Annotated in this window: 21 protein-coding genes, 1 tRNA gene and 1 pseudogene; 14 read left to right on the top strand and 9 right to left on the bottom strand. The window is 46.7% G+C overall.

Going from position 1 to position 22,401, the window contains the following annotated elements; genetic code table 11:
• Positions 1–57 precede the first annotated feature (57 nt).
• The 3 genes and pseudogenes from ACYVAM_RS11475 (at position 58) to ACYVAM_RS11465 (ending at position 3,060) form a co-directional block, all read left to right on the top strand.
• The gene (locus ACYVAM_RS11475; RefSeq protein WP_461066989.1) at positions 58–963 is read left to right on the top strand and encodes a hypothetical protein; all 906 of its coding nucleotides are present in this window, start codon (positions 58–60) and stop codon (positions 961–963) included.
• 234 nt (positions 964–1,197) lie between these two features.
• Positions 1,198–2,326 (top strand): annotated as a pseudogene (locus ACYVAM_RS11470) (IS3 family transposase).
• Positions 2,327–2,493: 167 nt separating this feature from the next.
• On the top strand, positions 2,494–3,060 hold the full coding sequence (locus ACYVAM_RS11465; protein ID WP_461066987.1) for a hypothetical protein: 567 nt from the start codon (positions 2,494–2,496) through the stop codon (positions 3,058–3,060).
• Positions 3,061–3,312: 252 nt separating this feature from the next.
• Here ACYVAM_RS11465 and ACYVAM_RS11460 read toward each other — a convergent pair whose 3' ends face one another.
• The gene (locus tag ACYVAM_RS11460; protein ID WP_461066985.1) at positions 3,313–4,173 is read right to left on the bottom strand and encodes a hypothetical protein; all 861 of its coding nucleotides are present in this window, start codon (positions 4,171–4,173) and stop codon (positions 3,313–3,315) included.
• A 459-nt stretch (positions 4,174–4,632) separates the two neighbouring features.
• Here ACYVAM_RS11460 and ACYVAM_RS11455 point away from each other — a divergent pair, with 459 nt between their 5' ends.
• The 5 genes from ACYVAM_RS11455 to ACYVAM_RS11435 all read left to right on the top strand — a co-directional run bounded on the left by ACYVAM_RS11455 (position 4,633) and on the right by ACYVAM_RS11435 (position 9,331).
• Positions 4,633–6,054, top strand: coding sequence for a DUF4932 domain-containing protein (locus tag ACYVAM_RS11455; RefSeq protein ID WP_461066984.1), 1,422 nt, complete (start codon positions 4,633–4,635; stop codon positions 6,052–6,054).
• Between the two features lie 175 nt (positions 6,055–6,229).
• The gene (locus tag ACYVAM_RS11450) at positions 6,230–6,880 is read left to right on the top strand and encodes a hypothetical protein (RefSeq protein WP_461066982.1); all 651 of its coding nucleotides are present in this window, start codon (positions 6,230–6,232) and stop codon (positions 6,878–6,880) included.
• A gap of 273 nt (positions 6,881–7,153) precedes the next feature.
• Positions 7,154–7,984 carry a hypothetical protein gene (locus ACYVAM_RS11445; protein WP_461066980.1) on the top strand — a complete coding sequence of 277 codons (831 nt, stop codon included), beginning with the start codon at positions 7,154–7,156 and terminating at the stop codon, positions 7,982–7,984.
• A 281-nt stretch (positions 7,985–8,265) separates the two neighbouring features.
• A complete protein-coding gene (locus tag ACYVAM_RS11440) occupies positions 8,266–8,712 on the top strand; it encodes a hypothetical protein (RefSeq protein WP_461066978.1) in 447 nt (148 codons plus the stop codon).
• 202 nt (positions 8,713–8,914) lie between these two features.
• Positions 8,915–9,331 (top strand): hypothetical protein, encoded by a 417-nt coding sequence (locus tag ACYVAM_RS11435; RefSeq protein ID WP_461066976.1) that lies wholly within the window; start codon positions 8,915–8,917, stop codon positions 9,329–9,331.
• Positions 9,332–9,466: 135 nt separating this feature from the next.
• On the opposite strand, the gene ACYVAM_RS11430 is transcribed toward ACYVAM_RS11435, so the two are convergent.
• The 6 genes from ACYVAM_RS11430 to ubiE all read right to left on the bottom strand — a co-directional run bounded on the left by ACYVAM_RS11430 (position 9,467) and on the right by ubiE (position 14,473).
• On the bottom strand, positions 9,467–9,766 hold the full coding sequence (locus ACYVAM_RS11430; RefSeq protein ID WP_461066974.1) for a hypothetical protein: 300 nt from the start codon (positions 9,764–9,766) through the stop codon (positions 9,467–9,469).
• Positions 9,767–10,035: 269 nt separating this feature from the next.
• Positions 10,036–10,983 (bottom strand): hypothetical protein, encoded by a 948-nt coding sequence (locus ACYVAM_RS11425; RefSeq protein WP_461066973.1) that lies wholly within the window; start codon positions 10,981–10,983, stop codon positions 10,036–10,038.
• Positions 10,984–11,170: 187 nt separating this feature from the next.
• Positions 11,171–11,560, bottom strand: coding sequence for a DUF3592 domain-containing protein (locus ACYVAM_RS11420; RefSeq protein ID WP_461066971.1), 390 nt, complete (start codon positions 11,558–11,560; stop codon positions 11,171–11,173).
• A 1,195-nt stretch (positions 11,561–12,755) separates the two neighbouring features.
• A tRNA-Val gene (locus tag ACYVAM_RS11415) sits at positions 12,756–12,830 on the bottom strand.
• A 135-nt stretch (positions 12,831–12,965) separates the two neighbouring features.
• Positions 12,966–13,688, bottom strand: coding sequence for a type IX secretion/gliding motility protein PorT/SprT (gene porT, locus ACYVAM_RS11410; RefSeq protein WP_461066969.1), 723 nt, complete (start codon positions 13,686–13,688; stop codon positions 12,966–12,968).
• A gap of 47 nt (positions 13,689–13,735) precedes the next feature.
• Entirely contained in the window at positions 13,736–14,473 is a 738-nt protein-coding gene (gene ubiE / locus ACYVAM_RS11405; RefSeq protein WP_461066967.1) for a bifunctional demethylmenaquinone methyltransferase/2-methoxy-6-polyprenyl-1,4-benzoquinol methylase UbiE, read from the bottom strand.
• 210 nt (positions 14,474–14,683) lie between these two features.
• On the opposite strand from ubiE, the gene ACYVAM_RS11400 reads away from it, so the two are divergent.
• The 4 genes from ACYVAM_RS11400 (at position 14,684) to ACYVAM_RS11385 (ending at position 18,616) form a co-directional block, all read left to right on the top strand.
• Positions 14,684–15,892 (top strand): dipeptidase, encoded by a 1,209-nt coding sequence (locus ACYVAM_RS11400; RefSeq protein WP_461066965.1) that lies wholly within the window; start codon positions 14,684–14,686, stop codon positions 15,890–15,892.
• 93 nt (positions 15,893–15,985) lie between these two features.
• Positions 15,986–16,417, top strand: a complete 432-nt coding sequence (locus ACYVAM_RS11395) for an ABA4-like family protein (protein WP_461066963.1) — start codon at positions 15,986–15,988, stop codon at positions 16,415–16,417.
• Positions 16,418–16,439: 22 nt separating this feature from the next.
• Positions 16,440–17,219: a hypothetical protein gene (locus ACYVAM_RS11390; RefSeq protein WP_461066961.1), complete on the top strand. Its 780-nt coding sequence runs from the start codon at positions 16,440–16,442 to the stop codon at positions 17,217–17,219.
• Positions 17,220–17,308: 89 nt separating this feature from the next.
• Positions 17,309–18,616 carry a Gfo/Idh/MocA family protein gene (locus ACYVAM_RS11385; RefSeq protein ID WP_461066959.1) on the top strand — a complete coding sequence of 436 codons (1,308 nt, stop codon included), beginning with the start codon at positions 17,309–17,311 and terminating at the stop codon, positions 18,614–18,616.
• A gap of 83 nt (positions 18,617–18,699) precedes the next feature.
• Here the strand turns inward: ACYVAM_RS11385 and map are convergent, their stop codons facing one another.
• Complete coding sequence (gene map, locus ACYVAM_RS11380; RefSeq protein WP_461066957.1) at positions 18,700–19,461, bottom strand: type I methionyl aminopeptidase; 762 nt, start codon at positions 19,459–19,461, stop codon at positions 18,700–18,702.
• 278 nt (positions 19,462–19,739) lie between these two features.
• On the opposite strand from map, the gene ACYVAM_RS11375 reads away from it, so the two are divergent.
• Together ACYVAM_RS11375 and ACYVAM_RS11370 are read left to right on the top strand one after the other, a co-directional pair.
• Positions 19,740–20,318, top strand: a complete 579-nt coding sequence (locus ACYVAM_RS11375; protein WP_461066955.1) for a Crp/Fnr family transcriptional regulator — start codon at positions 19,740–19,742, stop codon at positions 20,316–20,318.
• Between the two features lie 126 nt (positions 20,319–20,444).
• On the top strand, positions 20,445–21,299 hold the full coding sequence (locus tag ACYVAM_RS11370) for an SDR family oxidoreductase (RefSeq protein ID WP_461066953.1): 855 nt from the start codon (positions 20,445–20,447) through the stop codon (positions 21,297–21,299).
• 210 nt (positions 21,300–21,509) lie between these two features.
• On the opposite strand, the gene ACYVAM_RS11365 is transcribed toward ACYVAM_RS11370, so the two are convergent.
• On the bottom strand, positions 21,510–22,400 hold the full coding sequence (locus ACYVAM_RS11365; RefSeq protein ID WP_461066951.1) for a helix-turn-helix domain-containing protein: 891 nt from the start codon (positions 22,398–22,400) through the stop codon (positions 21,510–21,512).
• Position 22,401: the final 1 nt, after the last annotated feature.

Below are 22,401 nucleotides of genomic sequence, written 5' to 3'. Positions count from 1 at the left end.
GAAACAAATAAACGGCATTCGTCGACTTTTGAAACAGCCACCGTTCTTATTTAACACATGACATTGAATCGATCAGCCACGAATAACTTAGTTTTTGCCTTTATTAACCTGTTTTTACTGGTTGCTCTGGTAGGATGCCATCATCCATCCATTGACTATGCCCTTGGTAATCCTCCTACCCAGCGGCCTAAAGCTACAACCACGTTGTATCTAGACCTGACTGCCAACTTAGTAAATTTGGATACCGTACAAATGGGTGGGATTGTTTACTCCGTTCTTGCCCAAGATAGTATGCGTTTTAGCTATGACAATCAGCAACGGCTGATCAAAGTTGATCTTACGCACTCTTCTCAAGATTATGGTAAAAAGATAATAAGTCCGACCGTATCCAGTACATACGCTTACCAGAATAACCAATTAAGTGGGCGAGAATACTTCACCGAAACCTATGCCGGCCGCCCATTTCAGTATCCGCTTGATAGCAGTAATCACCGTGTTCTAGCTTATACCAGGTATGGCTACTCATTTGTCGATTATGATTCATTACGACAGTATTCAGGTGAAGGTATTTTGCTGAATGCTCTACAGACCAGCTTTAATCCCAGTTTTCCTAATATCAAACGCCAAATTCCCAATAGCAAAGCGACGATTGAGGGGGGAAATATTACTCATAGTGAGGTATATAGTTCTTGGACGAGCGATCTGGTCAAGATAAATCGATTCAGTTATGATATGAACCATTACGCGGCTTTAGCAACGTTTCCCTTTTTAGGGGAAACAAGTCGTAATGTATTGCTACGAAAAACAGTCATTACGTATTATGGCAATGAGGTCGATACGTCTAATTATATCTACACAAACGAATATGATAATCAGGGCCGATTAATCCGACAGTATGAGATGAGAGTATCAAAAGATTCCCCTATCGGGAGTGAACGTCGGCTAACCAAATTCTATTATTAAGTGCAGCAGTTGACTGACTACAAAAATATAGCAGAATTTAAGCTTAGTCATTACTTCATGAAGTTTCATATTGACGCATCAAGGGTTGTTTCAGACCCCTACTCTAAAGAAGTAGCACTTGAATAATCTGCTTGTTTCAGCTTGGATTCTCGCTAAAATTGTCCTGATCCCCTGAAAGGGAGCCAGTGAAAAGTAGAGTAAAAAAACTAACTTTCACAGGTTTACAAAAGGGAGATGAAAGCAACACGATTCACTGAATCCCAAATTGTGGCGAACGCTCCGGCGTCCCGGTCTCAAGCAACAGGATAGCGGCCAAACCGTCGCGCAAATCACCCGCGAACATGGCATCAGCGAGGCCACGTTTTATAATTGGCGAGCCAAGTATGGCGGCATGCAGGTTTCCGAAGTGAAGCGGCTTAAAGAGTTGGAAGATGAAAACCGACGACTTAAGAAGATGTATGCCGAACTGAGTCTGCAAAACGAAATCATCAAGGAGGCTTTAGCAAAAAAGTGACGGTCGGCCGCTGCCGTAAGGCCCGCCGAGCATCGAGGGGTAGTCAGTTGGCTGATTGATCAGAAACACATTAGCCAACGCAAAGCCTGTCGTTGGCGGTCCCGCGTCCGGGTGGGTCTCAGCCGCAATGCGCTAGCAGAACCAGTGATCATTAAGGAGAAAGATAAAGCGATGAGTCTTCGGATCGAGCAGTTGGCTCGGCGGCATAAGTACTGGGGCGTGCTCAAGATTTATCGTCGGTTGCGCAAGCAGGGCGAGTTAATTAACCATAAACGCGTCAGACGCTTGTATAGAAATTTAGGCTTGAGTTTACGGCGAAAGACCAAAAAACGCCTACCGGAGGCAGTACGCAAGCCTCTGCCTAAAGCAACGGCTTGTAATCAATGTTGGTCATTGGATTTTACGTCGGATAACTTGACGGGTGGGCGTAAGTTTCGCACTCTGAATGTGGTAGACGATTACAATCGGGAGGCCCTGGGCATCGAGATCGATTACTCTCTGCCTGCCCGCCGAGTCACTCGGTTGTTGGATCAGCTAGTAGAACGCTACGGCAAACCCGAACGGCTACGAAGTGATAATGGGCCGGAGTTTATTAGTCAGACGTTGCAGGATTGGTGTAAAGATCAGGACATCGAGTTATGCTGGATTGAACCAGGCAAGCCCACTCAAAACGCTTATATTGAGCGCTTCAATGGGACCTTCCGCCGGGAAGTACTAGACGCACATCTGTTTACAAGTATTAGACAAGTACGTCAGACGGTGGATGCCTGGCTGGAGGAGTATAACACAGAACGGCCTCATCAGGCCTTGCAGTTTATGACCCCGATTGAGTATCGACAGGCGGCTTAAATTCTAGTCAAAACTGGCTCACATAACGGGGTAAGGACATAAACCGTTGTAAAACTCCAAGCGGGTCCCATTCATCGAGTAATCTATCAACCTCTATCAATACTGATTTACGTTGCATCAATTGAAAACTGCTTGTTATATAAGTGCAATTATGTTAACTCAAAGCTATGTTACGCTTGATACTCATTGCTTTCAGTACATTAATTTTTGCTTCCCCAGCTCTATCCCAGCCTTGCCAGCAACTGACCAGCATCAGCCGTAAAGAGCGTAAGGTGCTGAAAGAGTATATCCGCTTTTGTGAGTCTAAAGGCTTTTTAAAAGCAGATACGGGCATTGTTATGCTTCATCGACGGATTGATCCACTAGGACAACTAGAATGGTACATTGGCGTGAGTTATAAAGATTATTATATTGAACGAAAACCACCTATTGGCTGGTCAACTGTTTTAGGCAAACCTATTCTTTGGTATAATGACTTGTTCTTACCGAATGATCCTAAATTGACCAACGAGGAGCAAACCTGTTTAGCTCAAGTCGTGGGTACTCGAGTTAGCAAACGTCCGCCCCCTCCCCAACCCAGACCAATACTAGACATCAACGGTCAACCCATGTTCTATAAAAATGGTCGGCCGATGATGACTAGTGGACAAGATTTTCGTGCCGGGGGGTCTGGAGTTGACATGCATATTATCTTTAAAAAGGATGGCTCAGTCAGTAAGCTTATATCAGTCTGACAAGCGTGGTTTTACTCATAACTATCTGGCGTGTGATCTTAGAATAGTTCATTAACATAAGATAGCTTATTCAACTTGACTAAGAAAAGTGCAAAATTAGTTGGTTAACTTATTCTCAAAATACCCTCTCAATCTGAGAATAATCACTTACGTTAAGATAGCCTATTCAACTTGACTAAAAAACTGCAAAATTGGTCAGTTAACTTATTTTCAAAACATGCCTGGTTTTGCGAGTCAGCCAACCAGGCATGTTTAGTTGGTATACATGAACCGGTTGACAACTAAGTCAGGAGTAGTCTCGTTCGTATTTATCTTAACAATGGTCTGTTGAGTTACTCGATTCAGATTATCGAACGCATAGGTATAGCTGGCCGAAACGGTGTAGGGGTAGGAGATACCGTAGCAAGTCGGGGTTTGTGCGCATTGATGATTCGTTACGGACTCAAGTAACAAGTTTAGGTTTGCTTTCCCTTCCCTGAACAAGGCCAACGGATCAGCTAGGGCGGAGTGGGTCAAGTCATAGGTCTGTTCGGCTGTCGATATCGCGTACTTATTTTCAATCACTTCTTTCCGAACATTTCCGTCCAGTACGCTACGGGTGGTTAGCTCGTTATACCCATCGTAAGAGGTCGATTTTCGAATCAGATAGTTGTCATTATCATACTCATAAACGATTTTCTGTTGTAAGAAAACGTTTGGAATGGCATACCCTCTGGAGTTGACGGTGAGGGTTTCATAGCTACCGCTATTGGAGAAATAGCGAATGATGCGATCGCCCAAGTACGTGTAAGAATTATACTCTTTACTGTAGGGATCGTTGGGGTGGTCAATATCCTTTTGTCCCCAATAAATGAGTCGGCCTTCAAGATCATACCGATAGGTTTTCTCTACCCCTAGTACATAGTGGTAAGTCTTGCCTTGGTACAGAATGGCTGGCTTTGTGGAATGACCCGCTAGCAGCGGACTTGGGGAATACTGTGATTCGATGACCTTACTTATTTGGTGTTGAAGTCGGTAGGAGGCAGGCGGGGTATTGTCTTTACATCCTGTAGCAATAACCACCAGCAGACCAATTAGACAATAGCAAGAAAACCATTTCGAGATAATCATCATAAATCAACCATGTTGTGAACATCCATTCGCTGCGACATCGCATCGGTGGAGCGGGCCGGCCGTGCGGTTGTAAATCCCGGATCAACATTAATATTCATTGGGCAATGTACCTGTTTCAAACTGGCTTTTTGCCAGAATCAATCGATTGACTGACGGAACTTGAACAACCATTGACTTTTTCAACAGCCACTGCTTTTATGTTAGCCAATCTACCAGAAATTGCTTTCAAAGAAGTAACCTCTTAAATGGCTCCTGCGTGAGACGAGGAAACGTTTATCAATAAGCTCCCACTTGAAACGATTAAGTATTCATGTATCTGCTCATTAATTCGGGCGTTAATTGAAATAGAACGTCGACGGGTAATAAGCTTGAAGTTTCGTACTTTGGCTAATACAACATCACTTACAAAACAGGTTTAGACCACAATTCCATAAGAACAAGGGTTGATTAGCTATGTCCATGAGATATTATACCGTCCTTACCGTTTTACTAATCTGCTACTTCCCAACTATAATCAGCGCACAAAATGGGCCTAAAACACAAACCTACCCTAAAAGCATAAAGTTATCCAATCAGCAGTTCGCGGTACGTCCTTCCAATTCATCAAAACCTTTTCCATTAACTGCGGTGGCTGGTGACACCGTGGATTTTGGTAACGATGGGTATCCAGGGGCTTTCGCTATCGTGTTGACCGGTCAAGATAGTATTCGAGTTGATTATACCAATCTGCCCTACCAACAACGGGTTTATATACCCTTGGATTCTCCGGACGGCAAGGCTATGTATTGCCTTCGGTTCAATGGAGTGGCGGGTCAGTTTGACGATGAATACGTTCGAGCGCATACCAATAAAGCAGAGGTTGACATTCCTGAAGTATTTGAACTGGCTAATATCCTATGGATACTTTCGGATCATGGCCAAAAGAGCGCGAGCCTACCTAGATCCGGCCCTTATTACGAGCGAGTTGCCGCCCACTTTAAGCCCTTTCTTAATCACCCCGTCATCTCCTCGATCAATCAGATTGCCGATAATTTCGGTAATTATTATGATTTTCGAGAGAACAGTTATGCGTATCATTTTGAGAAGGACAAGTTGGTATGGAAGGGCCCCCATTATTACGTAATGGGGAGGGATTGGAGCACGTTTAACAGTCTCTTCAAGCAACTGGCTCCCCAGATTGAGGACTTTGCTAAGCGGTCAGGTTACCGAGCTTTTTACAAGAGTCAGTTGCCCTACTACCAACAATTGATTGGAGAGCAAAAAGAACTGATGCCAGTTCGCACCATGTGGAACTGGCTAGAAACCCGCTTTCCGCAACGCTTTGCGTGCTATCGAATAGTGTTTTCCCCCCTGATCGGCGGTTCACACAGCACCCAACAATACGGTCGCTATATAAATGATACTTATTACCGTGAGGCTGTTATGTTTGTCAATGGGCCTTCCACTTATTTAGATCGGAGCGAATTAAGCCAACAACAGCGGCAAGGGCTGGCCTCAGGTGTTGTCTTTACCGAGATTGACCACAATTACGTCAATCCAACGACTTCGCGGTTTCGAAGTCGCATCGATTCGATTTTTGTCAATCGCTCCATCTGGACCCAAGCTGGTGGGGACACCGATAATTATGGCACACCCCAAGCCATCTTTAACGAATATATGACCCATGCTTTATTTTGTCTCTATGTGCAGGATCAGTATGATGCGAAAACGGCAGCTTATCTGATCGATCAGCGGGAGCGCCTGATGGTGGACCATCGGCATTACATTCGGTTTCGGGAATATAGGCAAAAGTTGTCTGAGCTATATTTAGCAACAAAACCAGATCAGCCTATAGCTAGTCTATACCCTGTTTTACTCGACTGGGCAAAAGAAGTAGAGTAGTTGACCAAACCCTCGTGACTAATCGTCTCTCAAAGGGCTCCCGCGTGAGAAGAATGGGCTTTCAAAGGTCTGCTCGTTAATTAAGGAGTTCAGCGAGACGGTATTTAGCTTGAAGTTCTGTACTTTGGCTAGCATGCAAGACAACAGAGAGCCTCAATTCTAGCTTACTAACGATATGACCACAGATGATTTCTATGCTCAATTCAATGAGCAGCCATCAGTTACACAGCGAATCGACCTGCTTTGGGAAATCTTAGTTAAGAAAGACCAGAGACTTATTCGACGATTGGTCTATTTAATTAAACATCCTTTGCTTATTGAGAATCATAACCGGTTTGCAGCGGTGCTCAGAGAAGTAAATCAGGAGGCTTTCATTCAACCGCTTTTCGACTTAATCACAGAAACGCTACCCCAAGAACCTGAGTGGATTTATGAGTACATTCTGGCGTTGGAAGGATTAGTTAATGGGGTGGGCAAAGGCTTCCAACTAAATCAACAACAGACTCGTGTTTTATTAGACTGGATTGTAAGCCCAAAACGAGGTAGTAAATCAGGAGTAGCCTCGAAAATTGTCTTAAAAACGGCAAGAAACGAGGTGTCTAAACAAGTTTTTATTGATTCCATTAAGAATCCAACCCTACCTTTCTATATCAGACGATTCGCTTTACAAGGCTTGATCCGACATTACGACTTGGCGTACAAACTACTCTTTGAGCAAGTTCTGGAGCAAGAGCAGAATTCTGACTTCAAACGATTTTTGGCTGAACGTATTGATGATCTTAGAAGTGGGTACGAGAACAACGATAATCTGTATGCTACTAACTAAGGTTGACAGTTATTAAAAGTAATCGTCTCACCAAAGGCTCCTGAATGAGACGAACAAACGTTCATGAATAGGCTCCAGTATTAGACGAAGAAATAGTCATGTATCTGCTCATTAATTCGGGACTTATTTGAAGCACGGCTTCTTTTATTTTGCTCAAAGAAACATCAACTTACTGACCTCACCTTCTGTCTTACAGCTGTAAGACAGGGGTTGTTTTTGTCATACATTCTGTAGTACTTAACATAATTCTGATTATACAACATTCGGTTAGCGATGATAACGGGTATTATAGGCTTATGGCTGATTTTGCTCTTACCCACCGTTGGGGTTAGCCAGCCTTATACTGTCGAAGAAATAAGCAAACAAATTCTTCATGCCTTTAAAATTATCCAGTTCCCTTTAGATCAAGGGAAATCTCAGTTGATGGCTATAGGCGATACAATAGCACCCACGTATTGCTTAGCCAAGCTGGTTAATAACCACTCGGCTTATGTAGGCTATGTGTTTGCCAACTATTCGTCAGTGAAGGCAAGTCATCTACTAGTTCCCGGGATGACGCTAAGCCAAGCCAATGAAGCGTATCACCGAGCCATTGCCAAGGATACCCTGTTCAATCGACATTTCTTAACCATGGCTGCTTATTATCTGCAAGCCCAAGGCAGCACTATAAAGCACTTCATCCCACCTGCCAAGCCCGTTTTGACAATGCCGGCTTTAATGAAGATCGCCAGCCGCTTCTTTGAACGATTAGAAACCGCCCCCAATGGCGGTGTTATCTGGCACTTGAACCAACCTGGTATGGCTCAGTCGAACTATGATCCAACGGCCCAAAATCAACCCCTAGTCGAAGCCTTTTGCAGCGAGGCCATTATGAATTGGTCTTATACCAAAGATTGGCACTCATTTCCCTATGATGCGGAGTTCTATGCCCAAGTAAAGAGCTTGGAAGCAAGGACGGTCCAGTTGACTAGCTCAGATGACAGGCGTCAGGTTGTCCGACCAGCCATGCGTGAGTTTATGAGTCGAAATAGAGTACTCGAAAAGATGCTATTAGCCGAGTATGAGCATGCTCAAGATTGGCTAGGTTTTACGCTTATTCGCTGATTGGTTAACATAACGGCAGTGGCTGTTGCAAAAGTCTGAACCAGATCGAATAAACATAAACAGTGAGCCATTTCCAGCCCAAAAAGTGGCTAAAAATAACCTGTTCAACGAGCCATTTCGCAAGCGCATCTACTTTTGCAACAGCCACGGCACTTATACAACAAAAATAAAGGTAACAATCTACCACTAACTAAATTTATAGTTTAAACTTACATTCTTCTGAAAGAATAAGGTTAGTACTTCGTTATCAGCATAGTTTTCATACTTAACTAACTAAACTGATGCGCCCTTTACTCATTCTATCGTTGATGATTTTGGCTTGGGCTTCTATAAACCCAATCTCTTTACTAGCCCAAAACGTGAGTAAGAATCTAAGCTACGATGTGACATTTATAGCTGATGGGAAGCTAGTCAATCTCACCCAAGGGATTCCGCACGACGCCAAAACATTCAATATGAAGGGGAAACTTACTCCAGAAAGTAAGAAGAGATATCCGCAACTCAAATCAGAGGTAGCTATCAATAAAGCAGTAATTAGTTTAGTCCGAAATACTCGGCGAGTGGCCTTCGTCAATTGGACTGGTAATGAATCTTTGTCAAGTTTGCCAAAGCTAATGCAAGCTGGAGATCGGTTTGTGGTTCAATTCGATGATGTAGATGCTCAGTCGAAAGACGGAATTAATCACAAATTAGCTAATTTTAAATTTATGCAAATAACTGTTTATTAACCATGTTTATGGTTTTAGGTAAACTTGTTAAAATGGTATTTTACTTTGTTTAAGAGAGTACCCTTCTTTTATAGCGAACAGACTTAAATCACATAACATAATGGCACTTATATAAGTGCAGCTTTAATTAATGCAATTATTATGTTGAAAATCAGTGTTTAAAGAATTGTATTTTATCCTGAAATGTAAAGCAACATCAACAATGAAACATGGCCTTAAAACTTGCTTTTTCTTATTAATCGTTGCTTGTTCATCTCGTGAACCAGAGCGCGCCAAAAATGAGTATCACGATATAGGCACATTTGATAAGAAGGTATGGGCGTTGAATCAGGCAATTACTCACCTCTCTAATGATTATGGGAAATTACCTCCAAACGCTTATCATAAAGTGAGGTACACCTTTCGCGATGCGCCTATTGGTGAGGATAGTATCAATGCTTTATGGTATCACAAAGATTCGACTATCCTGGCTCTTGAGGTTAATCTCACTCAGGGAATATCCTGTAGATGGTCAGAAGTTAGTCATATTGTTTTAGCAAAAGCAGCTTTCAAATATAATAGTTTACTTGAGATTGATTCTTTATCAAAGCCCAAACAACCACTTTCCCAATGCTTGTAAAATAACATCTAGTTTATTTATTTCTCGCTCGAACACAGCGGCTTATTATTTCTTTCATCCGATAAGTCTCTATTATAAAGGAGTCAAAATCTATTGCATAAGTAGCATACGAACTGTTGTATAAGTGCCATTATGTTAATAACCCAGGTTATCGACGACCATTTTTTTGTCAGTAAACTCCGACCAGGCATCGAAAAACTCAGTTGATGGGTATCGCTGATCACCTGCTCCTGACCAAGTTAAATGGACAACTACTAATTTATTCCCTTCTCCTGTAAACAGTACATCATCGTTTGCAAAGTTCCTGCCAATAGGTTCAAGTTGCAGCCCAAACAAAGGATGATGAAAGGTAACTTCCGCTTGTAACTCATTCTTGAGAGCTGCTTTTTGACTTTCGGAAACAGCTCCCCAAGGCTCCAACCAAGTCTGGTTCATTATGTGCTTTTCTGTTGTATAATCACTTATATGTTAACCAGACTGACTTAGTTTCTGTCCAGAGCAGTTACTTTCTAGAGAATATCTGGGTTGGTGATCAACGCCAATGCTTTTGGCACAGGCTTCGACGGTATCATAAACGCAGCTTAGAGCATAGCCCTCGATGGCAGCCGAGTCGTGTTACTCTAGAATGAATGTGCGAAATAGTAAACGAGCGGTGCGGGTTCCTCTACTTTTAGCCGCTATCACAGTCAGACAATTCGCTCGACTCATTGACAATTGGTGTATATATAAGTTGTGATGCTAGTCCCTTGACCACTCACGCCCGTTTGCGTCTTTACGTAGTTAGAACTAATAAGATAACCCTGACTATTAACTTGATACGTATAACGCGTTTCCGCCCGTAAGCTTCCATCGGCATTGTAGATAGCCTGGCGGGACAGGGGTAAGTCGGTCTTACCATAAAGCGCTGGCTTGGGTACAACCTGATAGGGGGTGCTGGCTTGCTTGTAGGGGGTGGGGCTGTATTCAGAAACGATATACAACTGAAGCACGCCGGCCTTATCAAACGAATCTTGGCGAACGTTATACCCCGTAGCGTCATAGCTGAAGCGGTTTTGTCCCCCAGTTGGATAGTCCACACTAGCGATTCGACCGTTGGTAATGGTCAGACTAGCCACCTGACCACTTTGACTAATGATCCCGCTCGTCAGTATCCCATTGGTAAAGGTGTAACTCTGAACAGTGGAGCTTGGATCGGAAGAGTTCGTGTAGTAGGTGGCCAAGCGTCCTGAGCCATCATAACTGTAGCTGCTATTATCGGTGGTAAGCACGGTGCTCGATGATTGGCCCGTTAGTTTGGTGAGCCGACCATCCGTATATTCATAAGCGCTGGTGCTGGTAAAGTCTATATTGGCCAAGGTACCTTGTGTCAACGAACTAACCAGATTGCCCGCGGCATCGTAGGCATATGTGTAAGTGATAGGGATGCCACGAGCGGAGGTCTGTACGCTCTTGATGAGTTGCCCCTGGTTATTATAGGCATACGTCGTGGCTTGTTGTAGACTACCGTTGCTAGTGGTAGACTCGGACTGCAACTGACAGTCCGGATTGGCTGCGGTAACCAGGGGGTCAGTTGCTTTCTGACAGCCGACGAGGAGTACTAAAAGGGCAATAATGACCCAGTTCATGCGCTGGATTAGAGAAGTTTGTATCATGGCGTAGAGTAGTATTAAGCGTCTATCTGTCAAAGCTTGCCTAATGTAGTTATTCCTGTAAATAGGACAAGTAGCTCTATCATAAATAGAGTGAGCGGTAACCTTATTTTAGAATGCCTATTTTATCTTTTTGTTCCTCTTACTTTTGAGGGTAAATCTTAGAATAGTTTCTTAACAAAACGCTCCTTTACTGGCCAAATAACCAGACGATACCTCCCAGAGTAAGGATAATAATCAGCCAGTTAATAAAGACCTCTAGTCCGCTTTCGATCACAAATTTTTCGGGGGTATCTTCTTGGTAATACACCGTCACCTCTCGGTGAGCGCTAAAGTAATTTAGTTCATGGAATACCGAATGGTCAGGCTGATGCTCAATCCAGGTATTATTACGCGTTTTAAAGCGAACAATAGGGACCCAAAGCTGGCGCAGTATGAAAAAATCACTCCGGTCAAACGAGGTAATCGTTCCAATTGTCTTATTGGCCCTATTAACCAATCGGTAATACGAGACCAAGAAGAGGCCAGATAAAACAGACGAAAAGATTCCTCCTATCAGAAGGGGTATCAGGAATTTCATAGGTCACTCAATTTCTATTTATAAGGGTTGAGTAGTCTCAGTTTAGTATTACAGGTTCGGAAGGTCTCGAGGGCTTTACGGCGTGTTGCGCTTAAGGGCATCAGAAGTGATTCAAAGATAGGCCGCAGTCGGTGGCCACAACAGCGGATAAGTACGTATCCGACTAAGTAGAGTAACGGATTTGTAAGCTCGGTTGGCATTTGTCACCCGACTACCCATCCCTGGAACGATCATAAGTGGCTTATAGAAGTAGCGAGAATATGAATTATTAACATCTCAAAAAAACGCTTTTCTGATTGGACTACAACTTACTATCTGTCCAACATACTACGAACACAATCTATACTTCAGCCAATCGCTGATGCCTTGACTGAATTTTTTAGGTGGAGCATGGGCACCCCTTTATGAACAAGCGTTTCTTGCCTTTAGGGGGTGGCTGAACCAGCTAATCCTAAGCCATCAGGGGTTACTCTAGGACCTTGGCCAGAATCGTACCACTATCGTTACAAATCGTAACAAACGGTTAGATTACCCTAATAACATATACTCTATCCATTTGTAATACATCTCCTGAAGGCCATTGATGGCGTATAGCCTATATTATATCGTGTCATACAGTAAATTGTATTACACTTGGACATCGTATAATTTTGTGGCTAATCAGCAGACGCTGCTGTTGCGCTTGCAGTAACGCCTACCACTAACTTTTTGTGGTCAATTAGCACCTTGACTGGGTTTTGACGAGTTACGGTTGGCTGGTAGTCCCACCTCCGGTCTATGTTAACTTAAAAGGCCGGTCTGGGGCCGTTCACTTGAACGGTTGATTCAGATTGGATCAGGGGCGCCAATTTAACAATTGTCTAACGCTGTTCGTAGCATATGACATTTGTGCTACGATTTTTGACTACTTTGGACGCATGCACGAGTTGTACCATACCGTTTGACTCGTCCAGTTTGGCCACAATGCTTGCAGGCAACATCTTCTAATACCATTCACAAACGTACCTTGTTCGACGCAGTTAGGCTACTACCAATTATTCCTTTACTAGTGGAATAAACATATATGAATTGAGAGGGCTTTAATTAGTCCTTGTTCATGCCCGTAAATGAGTAGCGCAACTTTTGTTGTACCTAGCGCTGTACCTAACAAGAAAAAAGCACTTATCAAAAGTGATAAGTGCTTGATTTTCACTAGTGGGAGTTGACGGGTTCGAACCGCCGACCCTCTGCTTGTAAGGCAGATGCTCTGAACCAGCTGAGCTAAACTCCCTTTTTCTTGTTTTTCCCTTTGCGATTGTTGTCGTTTGGGAGTGCAAATATAAGAGCCTAAATCGCCTTTATGCAAGCCTGAGGCCAAAAAAAGTTAAACTTTTTTTTAATCCGCTGATTGACAAGGGCGTTCGCTTTATTCAAAATTCAGGTACAAGGTCACCGAGTGTGTCGTGAGCCGGTTGATGCCAATACCGGCCATATTGTTGGTTGGCCGATACAAGTTGACCAGGCCGTGCGAGAACCGGAGTTCGGGGGCAAACTTGAAATACTCGAAAAACTGTTCGAAGCCAATGCCATATTCAATAGAAAAATCCATCGTGCCCGTGCTAAGCTTATTGACGCCCTGAGCCTCTTGCTTGCGTACGTTACTTTCGATGCTGAACGCGCCCCCCGCCAGCAAATACATCCGGCTGTTGTTGCGTCGTTCCGATTTGTACTTGACCAGAAGCGGTAAGTCAATCCAGGTCGATTCGCGGGTTTCTGTTTTGGAGGTGCCACCCGGATAGTCGTACTGTACTTCACGACTGAATAACGATACCGACGGAGTCAGCCGTAAATCGAAATGCTTGCTCAAATAGGTGTTCACCACAAAACCGACGCGAAACGCCGGTTTATTGGGCGAATAAATTCGGGAGGCCGAATCGGCCGTCAGGAACGCCGGGCTGTAGGTGACGCTGAAACGGGTAACGGGCATGGCGAAGAAGAAGCCATAGTGAATCGTTTTGTCGTCGTAGCGTTCGAGGTGCTTGCGCACGTACTTGTAGCTGGTTTGCGCCTGTGTCCTGACCGAGACAAGACTAAAAAGCAACACAGCCAGCGCCAGCCGAACGGGCAAACGGGCAGTAAAGTTAATCATAGGCTGGCCTACAGTGATTTGCCCCGGCTCTGGCTGGCCCGGACTGGTTAAGCCAGCTTGTGGCCGATGTAAATTGACGCAACGCCGAAGGTAAGCGGTATCCATTTGGTATTTTTGAATCCGGCCTTCTCATAGATTTGTAGGAAGTCGGGACCGTCGGGGAACGCCTGCACCGATTCGGGCAGGTAGGTATATGCCGAGGAGTCTTTGCTCACTACGCGCCCAATGAGCGGCAGGATGGTACGGGAGTAAAAACCGTATAGTTGTTTAAAAGGAAACTGGCGCGGGTTCGAGAACTCCAAGACCACGCACATACCACCAGGGCGCGTAACGCGGTGCATATCGGTCAGCCCTTTAAGCAGGTTCTCGAAATTGCGCACACCAAATGCAACGATGACAGCGTCGAAATCATTGTCTGGCAGCGGTAATCCTTCTGAATCACCGGACCGCATCTCGATGATCTGATCGACGCCACGCTTTTTCATTTTGTCGCGGCCAACGGCCAGCATCCCTTCCGAAATGTCCATGCCAACGATCTTCTCCGGTTTCAGGACGAGGGCTTCCAGGGCAAAATCGCCGGTGCCGGTCGCTATGTCGAGAATACGTTTGGGCGGTTTGGTGGATGCTTTTTTCAGCTCACGGATGGCTCGTTTGCGCCACAGAATGTCGATTCCGCCACTCAACACATGGTTTAGCAGATCGTATTTGGGCGAAATACTGTCGAACATTTCTGCGACCTGTTCCCGCTTGGAGGTGTCTTTATCTTTGTAAGGTACGACGGACATAATGGAATGAGTGAATGATAGAGTGATTGAATCAATTTTGCGTCAGCTATTCACCGCGACGGCGGACCGTTCATTCAATCACTCTATCATTCTAAATTAGAAGCATAAAGGTAGTGGGATAACAGCACGTTTCAGCCGAAAGTTTGATATTCCAGCGGGCAATGTGTAGTTTCGAGAGAACGTCTTTTTTTTGCAACAACCTGATTCTCTATGCTCCCTCTTTTCCTGTCAGCCCTACTTGCGTTGAGCGCCTTTACGCCTGAGTCGCCCGGCGATGACGATAAGCTAACCAAAAAAGCCCGTAAGATACACCAGCACGTTTTAACGCTCGATACCCACGCCGATGCACCCATCATGATGCAGAAGCCGGGGTTTGACGTAGGCGTTTCGCACGATACCAAGCGCGACGGGTCGCAGATCGACTTTCCCCGCATGAAGAAGGGGAGTATGGACGCCATGTTTTTTGCCGTGTACACCTCGCAGGGGCCACGCACGGACGAAGGCCATGCCGAGGCTAAACGAAACGCCCTGAATCAATTTGACCTGATTCATCAGGCCCTGAAACAACACCCGGATATGGCCGAGCTGGCCACTACGCCGGCCGATGCCTACCGGATAAAAAAGGCGGGCAAACGGGCGGTATTTATTGGTATGGAAAATGGCTACCCGGTTGGCAAGGATCTGTCGATGCTCAAAACGTATTATGACCTGGGTTGCCGCTACATGACCTTGACGCACTTCGCCAATAACCTCATCGGCGATTCATCGACCGACCCCGATGGCCCCATCTATGGGGGCCTGAGTGACTTTGGTAAACAGGTGGTGCCGGAAATGAATCGACTGGGTATCCTGATCGACGTGTCGCATGTGGCCGACAGTACGTTTTATGATGCGCTGGCCTTATCGAAAGCCCCCGTTATCGCGTCGCACTCCAATTGCCGCGCCATCTGCGATTTTCCCCGCAACATGACCGACGACATGATCAAGGCTATTGCAGCCAAAGGGGGTGTGGTCCAGGTAAATTTTGTGAGTGATTATTTGAAAAAGCCATCGGATGCCAACCGGGCGGCCAAGACCAAAATTCGGATGGCGCGGGTCGGAAAGGTGGTGACGCCCGAAATGGAAGCCCGCATGACCGCCCTGAGCGATTCTGTTTCCAAAGTGTACGCATCGGAGCGAGCCAGCCTGTCGGATATTGTCGATCACATTGACCACATCGTTAAGCTGGTCGGTATCGACCATGTGGGGATTGGTTCTGACTTCGATGGGGGCGGGGGCGTCAATGGCCTCGAAGATGTGAGCGAAATTGAAAACCTGACGGTCGAACTGGTACGCCGAAACTATTCCGAAGCCGATATCGCCAAAATCTGGGGTGGTAATTTGCTCCGCGTTTTGGGCCAGGCGAAGGTGGGGAAATAGGGTTTACGGGTTGTGGTTGGCTGACGCACCAGTTGCTTTCGCCGACCACAACCCGTAAACCACCAACCATAAACGACAAACCAGCCCACCCTTATGTCTCCCGAAACCGTTTTTAGTCTGGCGAGTACGATCGTACTGCCGCAGTGGTTGCTCATGGTGTTGGCACCTCGCTGGTTTGTGACCCGATGGCTGATGAATTCGTATTTGATTCCGGTTTGTCTGGCTATCATCTACGTACTTTATCTGTTCGGTAGTGGCCCGGTCGATTTTGGTGCTTTTGGTACGTTGGCGGGTGTAAAACGACTGTTCTCCCAAGGGGGCGATGGCGTGATGCTGGCGGGTTGGGTGCATTACCTCGCGTTCGACCTGGTGGCGGGTACGGTGGTGGTACGTGATGCGCAGGAGAAGGCCATTCCGCATTGGCTGATTGTGCTGCCGCTGTTTTTCTGCTTTATGCTGGGTCCGGTAGGCTTGTTGCTGTACTGGCTGATTCGTACGGTACGGACCCGAACGATATCTGTTTAATTACGCTAAAACCAAAATCCCCATGTCAGCCTTATTAATCTCTCTTCAGGCGCGCAATGCCGTTCTCTATCAGTTAGGCTGGGTTTGTATGGCAGGCGTGCTCATCTGTGCTGTGCTGGTACTGATTACCCCGACACAGGTAATGGGCGTCAACGCGTACATAAAACCTATGAAATTCCTGGCGTCTACCAGTATTCTATGCTGGACAATGGCCTGGTACATGGCCGAACTTCCTCAAAAAGGGCATGTACAGGCGTATTCCTGGATGGTCGTTGTTGTCTTTGCCATTGAACTGGGCATCATCATTTGGCAGGCTACTCGCGGCAAATTGTCCCATTTTAATGCCTCGACGCCAACAGATGGTCTTTTGTTTGGTGTGATGGGCATAGCCATCACGGTTTTTACCGTCTGGACCGCCTATATCGGATATCTCTTTTTTCGGCTCGACACAACGGCTCTCAGCCCGGCCTATTTATGGGGCATCCGATTAGGAATAACCCTGTTTGTGCTTTTTGCCTTCCAGGGATTTATGATGGTGAGTAGGCTATCCCACACGGTCGGTGCACCCGATGGCGGGCCGGGTTTGCCGGTGCTTAACTGGAGTGTTCGGTATGGCGACCTGCGGGTGGCTCATTTTTTTGGGATGCATGCGCTACAGCTCATTCCGCTGTTTGGCTACTATATCGCCCGTCAACCGCGTCAGGTTATTTTCGTAGCAGCGGTCTATTTTATTGTGGTTACCGGCTTGCTCATCCAGGCGCTGGCTGGCAAGCCACTAATGGCCACTCTGGGTCACTCATGAATGGTAAATAACGGGCAAAGGATGCTTTGATTGGATAGGGACGCTCCAGGATTTGTCTCAACGTCAAAACGTTTACTCTTTCTTACCTGATGAATCGTACTGATTTTTTGAAAACGTCTGCGCTTGCCGGTGCCTCGCTCATTACCGATCCCGTTGATGTTCGGGCGTTCATTACCCGTAAATCCGCTCAGAAATACCGGACAGCCGTTGTAGGTGCTGGCTGGTGGGGTGGTAATATTCTCCGTTGCGCGGTGCAGGCGGGTGAATCGAAAATTGTCGCGCTTTGCGATGTGGATACGCGCCAGCTGAAGAAGACGAGCGAAGAACTCAGTAAACTAACCGCCGATCAGCCAAAGTTATACCGGGACTATCGCGAGATGATCGCGACCGAGAAGCCCGAAATTGTTATTGTTGCTACGCCCGACCACTGGCACCCACTCGTAGCCATCGAGGCCATGAAAGCCGGGGCCCATGTCTATGTGGAGAAGCCCATCAGCCATACCATCAACGAAGGGAAAGCGATGGTGAAAACGGCCCGGCAAACGGGGCGTATCTGCCAGGTCGGCATGCACCGGCGGGTATCGCCCCACAACGTATCCGGCAGAGAGTTTCTGCGGTCTGGAAAGGCAGGTCAGATTGGTATGGCACGGGCGTTTGTGTATTACCCCGGCGGGGCGGGACAGCCCACACCCGACGCCGAAGCGCCTAAAGAAATGGACTGGAACATGTGGTGCGGACCGGCTCCGTTGCGGGCCTATAACCCGGTCATGCACCCCAGAGGCTGGCGTAATTTTCTGGACTATGCCAATGGCACCCTCGGCGACTGGGGCATTCACTGGCTCGACCAGATACTGTGGTGTACGGAAGAAAAACACCCGCGCAAGGTCTATTCGACGGGCGGACGCGCCATCAAAAAAGACAGCACCGACGCCCCCGATCACCAGGTCGCTACTTATGAGTTCGAGAACTTTACGGCCATCTGGGAACAACGAAACTTTGCCGGTAATATGGCCGAAAAAACTCATCCGCAGCAGGCAGTCGGCGTCTATTTTTACGGAACCGAGGGCACGTTCCACATGGGTTGGCTGGATGGCTGGACCTTTTACCCCTCAGATCCCAAAAAGCCGGTCATTCACCAGGATGCCCAGCTGGATAAACCCGACGATCAGAATATTGCCCTCTTGTGGGCCAACTTTCTGAGCAGTATCAAAAGTAATAAATTACCCGTTTGCGACATCGAAATCGGGCATCGTTCCACCAACATGGCCCTGCTGGGTATGTTGTCCATGAAGCTTGGCCGAAGTGTCGCCTGGGATGGAACAGGCATTCCAAATGATCCCGAGGCTAATAAATTATTGAGCCGGGCTTATCGGGGGGAATGGCAGTATCCAGTCTAACACAAAGAGCCTCCAGGTCGCATTGACGTGGAGGCTCTTATGATTTAACGTTGATGGGTTGCCGCACCGGAGAAGAGCCGGTTTTAGTTCCATAATTGATTGGCCGCTGTCAGGATGATTGGTTTCTTATCCGTAACGACAATGGTATGTTCGTGCTGCACAGCAACACTATCCCTGGCTATTAGTGTCCAGCCATCTCCTTTCTCCTGAGCATACGTCGCTTTAGTGGATAGAAACGTCTCGATGGCCACAACCGAGTTCGTTCGGAAACGCGTTTTATTGGACCGATCATAATAGCATAGAATCTCAAGCGGTTCTTCATGCAAGCTCCGGCCTATTCCGTGCCCAGCCAGATTTTTAATGACTCGGTAGCCGCTTCGTCTGGCTTCCGTATCAATCAAACGCCCGATCTCGGCTATTTGTACGCCCCCTCGAATATGGCTAATGGCTTTCGCCAGAATTCGCTTTGAGGTTTCCACCAGGTCACTGTGCTGATGAATATCCTGGCCCAGAACGAACGATCCTCCATTGTCTGACCAGTAGCCATTCAGTTCCGCCGAGACATCAATATTGACCAAATCTCCTTCCTGGAGAAGGCGTTTGGCCGAAGGAATACCATGACATACCTCTTCATTTAAACTAATGCAGGTCCAGCCTGGAAAGCCATAGGTAAGTTTAGGGGCCGAACGGGCACCCTGCAGTTCGAGCAGTTGTCCCCCATATTGATCCAGCTCAAGCGTCGACATCCCGGGCCGGGCATACGCTTGCATATGCTTAAGGGTTGAGCCAACAAGGTGACTAATCTGTTGCATACCTATCAGGTCTTCCTCAGATTTCAAGGACATAACGTTGTGGTTTTGATTTTATAATCGCCGTGGCTGTTGCAAAAGTAACTCAATGCGGAATTAATAGGCATTGGCTTATCTGCAACATTGGCTTTCCGAAAGGAGTTTCCTGGCTTGCTTTGCTTGGTATGGCCGGGCCGCTCGAAGATGCTTTTAGCGACCCCGACTGTATAAAAAGCGTAAGGAAGTGGCCTGCCACCGTCTGTCATTCGGTTGTAAAATAACCGTTCTTTGCCAACGGAACCGGTTAGTAAGGCATTACCGGCTTTTATAGCGTCATGTTCGATCTTTTTACACACTACATTCGGCAACGAATTCCCTTATCCGAGTCTGAAGCCGAATGGATAGGCACAATGAGCATTCTTAAAAAGCTGCGTAAAAAGCAGTATCTGCTTCAGGAAGGCGACGTCTGGCGGTATAATGCCTTTGTTGCCAGGGGATGCCTGCGCTTGTACGCCGTCGATGAAAAGGATCAGGAGCACGTCATCAGCTTTGCCATTGAGAACTGGTGGATCGGCGATCGGGAAAGCCTGTTGTCCGGCCAGCCTTCGCGGTTCAATATTGACGCCATCGAAGACAGTGATGTCGTGCTGATTACGCAGGAGAATTTCCAGCGAATCGCGCAGCAGATTCCGGCTTTCAACGAGATGATCAACTCGATTCTTCAGAAAAGTTTCGTGGTCTCCCAAAACCGCATACAGGCAGCCATCAGTTATACAGCGGAAGAAAAATACCTGCATTTTGTCCAGACTTATCCCGCTTTCGCTCAGCGCATTCCGCAAAGTATGATTGCTTCGTTTCTGGGCATGACCCCCGAAACCCTCAGCCGGGTCAGAGGCCAGGTGGCCAGAAAATGACCAGCGGACAGGTGCCTTGGACTTGATCTGGATCAATTTCTTTCTTACGAAAGATCAATGGACAGGCAGGGTAATTGCCGGACTTTTGCATGGTGCAAACAGCACGAATACTAACAACTACAAACCATGTCAAAAGTCATATTCATCACAGGCACCAGCACCGGATTCGGTAAATTAACGGCCCTCACGTTGGCCAGCGCCGGCCATTCCGTTATTGCCGGTATGCGCGGCACCCAAGGGAAAAATCAACTCGTTGCCAACGAACTGGCGGCTATTCCTAATATAGACGTCGTTGAGATCGACGTCACCGATGACATGTCTGTGCAAAATGCTATTGCGCAAACCCTTGAAAAACATGGCCGCATCGATGTGCTGGTCAACAATGCGGCCGTATCGGGCTTTGGGTTACTGGAGGCCTATTCGCTGGATCAGATTCGGGCGATGTTCGAGGTTAATTTTTACGGTGTTGTACGGACGTATCAGGCGGTATTACCAGGCATGCGGAAAGCCAAAAATGGTCTGATCATTAACATCACCACCGGAGCCAGCGGGCATACCTTACCCTTTATGGTTCCTTACATGGCCTCCAAATTTGGCGTGGAGACAATTACGGAAGGAATTCAGGATGAGCTACGTGAGTACGGCATCGAAAACGTCAGCGTTCAGTCCGGGGTTTACCCAACGGAAATGAATACCGGCGTCAAAGTGGGCGTTAACGCCGATAAGGCCGAAATCATTGCTGAATATGGCGAAGCAGCCACCCAGAAGTTCAACGCTATTGGGCAATCGTTATTTGGGAAAATGGTTGAGTTTAAGATGAACCCACAGACCATTGCCGACGGCATTCTGGAACTGGTCAATATGCCAAAAGGAAGCCGTCCGTTGCGCTTCCCGCTGGATGCCATCGCCCAGGGTACGGATAAAGAATTCATTGATGCCCGCGCTGCGACCAAAGCCAAATGGCTGGCGGCTTATAACTAAGCACGGCTGGACTGCCTGTGGCCTATCTCTGTTGATCATGGTCTTCAATACGGAGCAACAGAATTAAATTCGGGACAGCGTCTGGATGTAGACTAAAGAGCAGGGTAAGGCTATCCGTGCCCTTGTGCGTAGATATAAAACTATTGAAAGGGATAGGGTCTAACATAGATACGGGACATTCTGCGAACGAATGTCCCGTATCTATGTTGACTAGTTCAGACTCAATTTTTTGAATTCCAATGGCTTCATACCGGTTTGCTTTTTAAACAAGCGGGTAAAATAAGAGCTATTCTCAAAACCGAGCTCGTACGCTATTTCAGCCACACCCCGGCGACCGTCCCTCAACCGGTTTTTCGCTTCGGAAATCAGCGAAATATGAATAAGGTCCATGGCCGTTTTTCCGGTCTCCTGTTTGAGTAGATCGCTCAGGTAGCGAGACGATATATTTAGTTTTTCGGCAATGTAATTCACCGAAGGCAACCCATTGGTCTGCAAATACCCTTTGCCGTAATAAGCGTCCAATGCATCGTTAAACCGGGTCACTGTTTTCCCCGACATGTCGGTACGGTTCATGAACTGCCTTTTATAAAAGCGCTGCGAATACATCAATACCGACCCAATATGACTCAGGATAATTTCCCGGCTATACTCGTCGGGATTGTTATCGTATTCCGCTTTTATTTTGTCGTACAGTTCCCAGATAACAGCTTCTTCTTTTGGGGAAAGGTGCAGGGCTTCGTTGATTTCGTAGTCAAAGTAGCCGTATTGCGGCATGACGTGGTGCAACTCATGCCCACTCAGGTAATCTTCGTGAATGAGCAGCAGGAAGCCTTTTTCTTCAAATTCCAGATTCTTCATCTCGATAATCTGCCGGGGCTTTACAAACATCATCGACCCATTCGTGTGGTCGTACTGCGTTCGGCCGTAGAGAATAACCCCGGCTTTTATCTTCTTGAAGCCGATCATGTAACAGTCACTGGTAAATTCCCGATCGCCCAGCGGACAGTTGCCCTGGCATTGGATGACGCTGAAAAGCGGGTGTTCGGGTGGGGGCCAGCCGTTGCCTTTGTGCAGATCGCTGAGTGTTTTATAGTGTTTCATG

This window comes from Spirosoma horti (genome assembly GCF_054776595.1).
This window is presented reverse-complemented; position numbering and strand designations above follow the sequence as displayed.

What these genes read in the sequence shown, in the direction of transcription:
- ACYVAM_RS11475 (WP_461066989.1), top strand. Translation starts at nt 58, where the DNA reads ATGACATTGAATCGATCAGCCACGAATAACTTAGTTTTTGCCTTTATT.
- ACYVAM_RS11465 (WP_461066987.1), top strand. Translation starts at nt 2,494, where the DNA reads ATGTTACGCTTGATACTCATTGCTTTCAGTACATTAATTTTTGCTTCC.
- ACYVAM_RS11460 (WP_461066985.1), bottom strand. Translation starts at nt 4,173, where the DNA reads ATGATGATTATCTCGAAATGGTTTTCTTGCTATTGTCTAATTGGTCTG.
- ACYVAM_RS11455 (WP_461066984.1), top strand. Translation starts at nt 4,633, where the DNA reads ATGAGATATTATACCGTCCTTACCGTTTTACTAATCTGCTACTTCCCA.
- ACYVAM_RS11450 (WP_461066982.1), top strand. Translation starts at nt 6,230, where the DNA reads ATGACCACAGATGATTTCTATGCTCAATTCAATGAGCAGCCATCAGTT.
- ACYVAM_RS11445 (WP_461066980.1), top strand. Translation starts at nt 7,154, where the DNA reads ATGATAACGGGTATTATAGGCTTATGGCTGATTTTGCTCTTACCCACC.
- ACYVAM_RS11440 (WP_461066978.1), top strand. Translation starts at nt 8,266, where the DNA reads ATGCGCCCTTTACTCATTCTATCGTTGATGATTTTGGCTTGGGCTTCT.
- ACYVAM_RS11435 (WP_461066976.1), top strand. Translation starts at nt 8,915, where the DNA reads ATGAAACATGGCCTTAAAACTTGCTTTTTCTTATTAATCGTTGCTTGT.
- ACYVAM_RS11430 (WP_461066974.1), bottom strand. Translation starts at nt 9,766, where the DNA reads ATGAACCAGACTTGGTTGGAGCCTTGGGGAGCTGTTTCCGAAAGTCAA.
- ACYVAM_RS11425 (WP_461066973.1), bottom strand. Translation starts at nt 10,983, where the DNA reads ATGATACAAACTTCTCTAATCCAGCGCATGAACTGGGTCATTATTGCC.
- ACYVAM_RS11420 (WP_461066971.1), bottom strand. Translation starts at nt 11,560, where the DNA reads ATGAAATTCCTGATACCCCTTCTGATAGGAGGAATCTTTTCGTCTGTT.
- porT (WP_461066969.1), bottom strand. Translation starts at nt 13,688, where the DNA reads ATGATTAACTTTACTGCCCGTTTGCCCGTTCGGCTGGCGCTGGCTGTG.
- ubiE (WP_461066967.1), bottom strand. Translation starts at nt 14,473, where the DNA reads ATGTCCGTCGTACCTTACAAAGATAAAGACACCTCCAAGCGGGAACAG.
- ACYVAM_RS11400 (WP_461066965.1), top strand. Translation starts at nt 14,684, where the DNA reads ATGCTCCCTCTTTTCCTGTCAGCCCTACTTGCGTTGAGCGCCTTTACG.
- ACYVAM_RS11395 (WP_461066963.1), top strand. Translation starts at nt 15,986, where the DNA reads ATGTCTCCCGAAACCGTTTTTAGTCTGGCGAGTACGATCGTACTGCCG.
- ACYVAM_RS11390 (WP_461066961.1), top strand. Translation starts at nt 16,440, where the DNA reads ATGTCAGCCTTATTAATCTCTCTTCAGGCGCGCAATGCCGTTCTCTAT.
- ACYVAM_RS11385 (WP_461066959.1), top strand. Translation starts at nt 17,309, where the DNA reads ATGAATCGTACTGATTTTTTGAAAACGTCTGCGCTTGCCGGTGCCTCG.
- map (WP_461066957.1), bottom strand. Translation starts at nt 19,461, where the DNA reads ATGTCCTTGAAATCTGAGGAAGACCTGATAGGTATGCAACAGATTAGT.
- ACYVAM_RS11375 (WP_461066955.1), top strand. Translation starts at nt 19,740, where the DNA reads ATGTTCGATCTTTTTACACACTACATTCGGCAACGAATTCCCTTATCC.
- ACYVAM_RS11370 (WP_461066953.1), top strand. Translation starts at nt 20,445, where the DNA reads ATGTCAAAAGTCATATTCATCACAGGCACCAGCACCGGATTCGGTAAA.
- ACYVAM_RS11365 (WP_461066951.1), bottom strand. Translation starts at nt 22,400, where the DNA reads ATGAAACACTATAAAACACTCAGCGATCTGCACAAAGGCAACGGCTGG.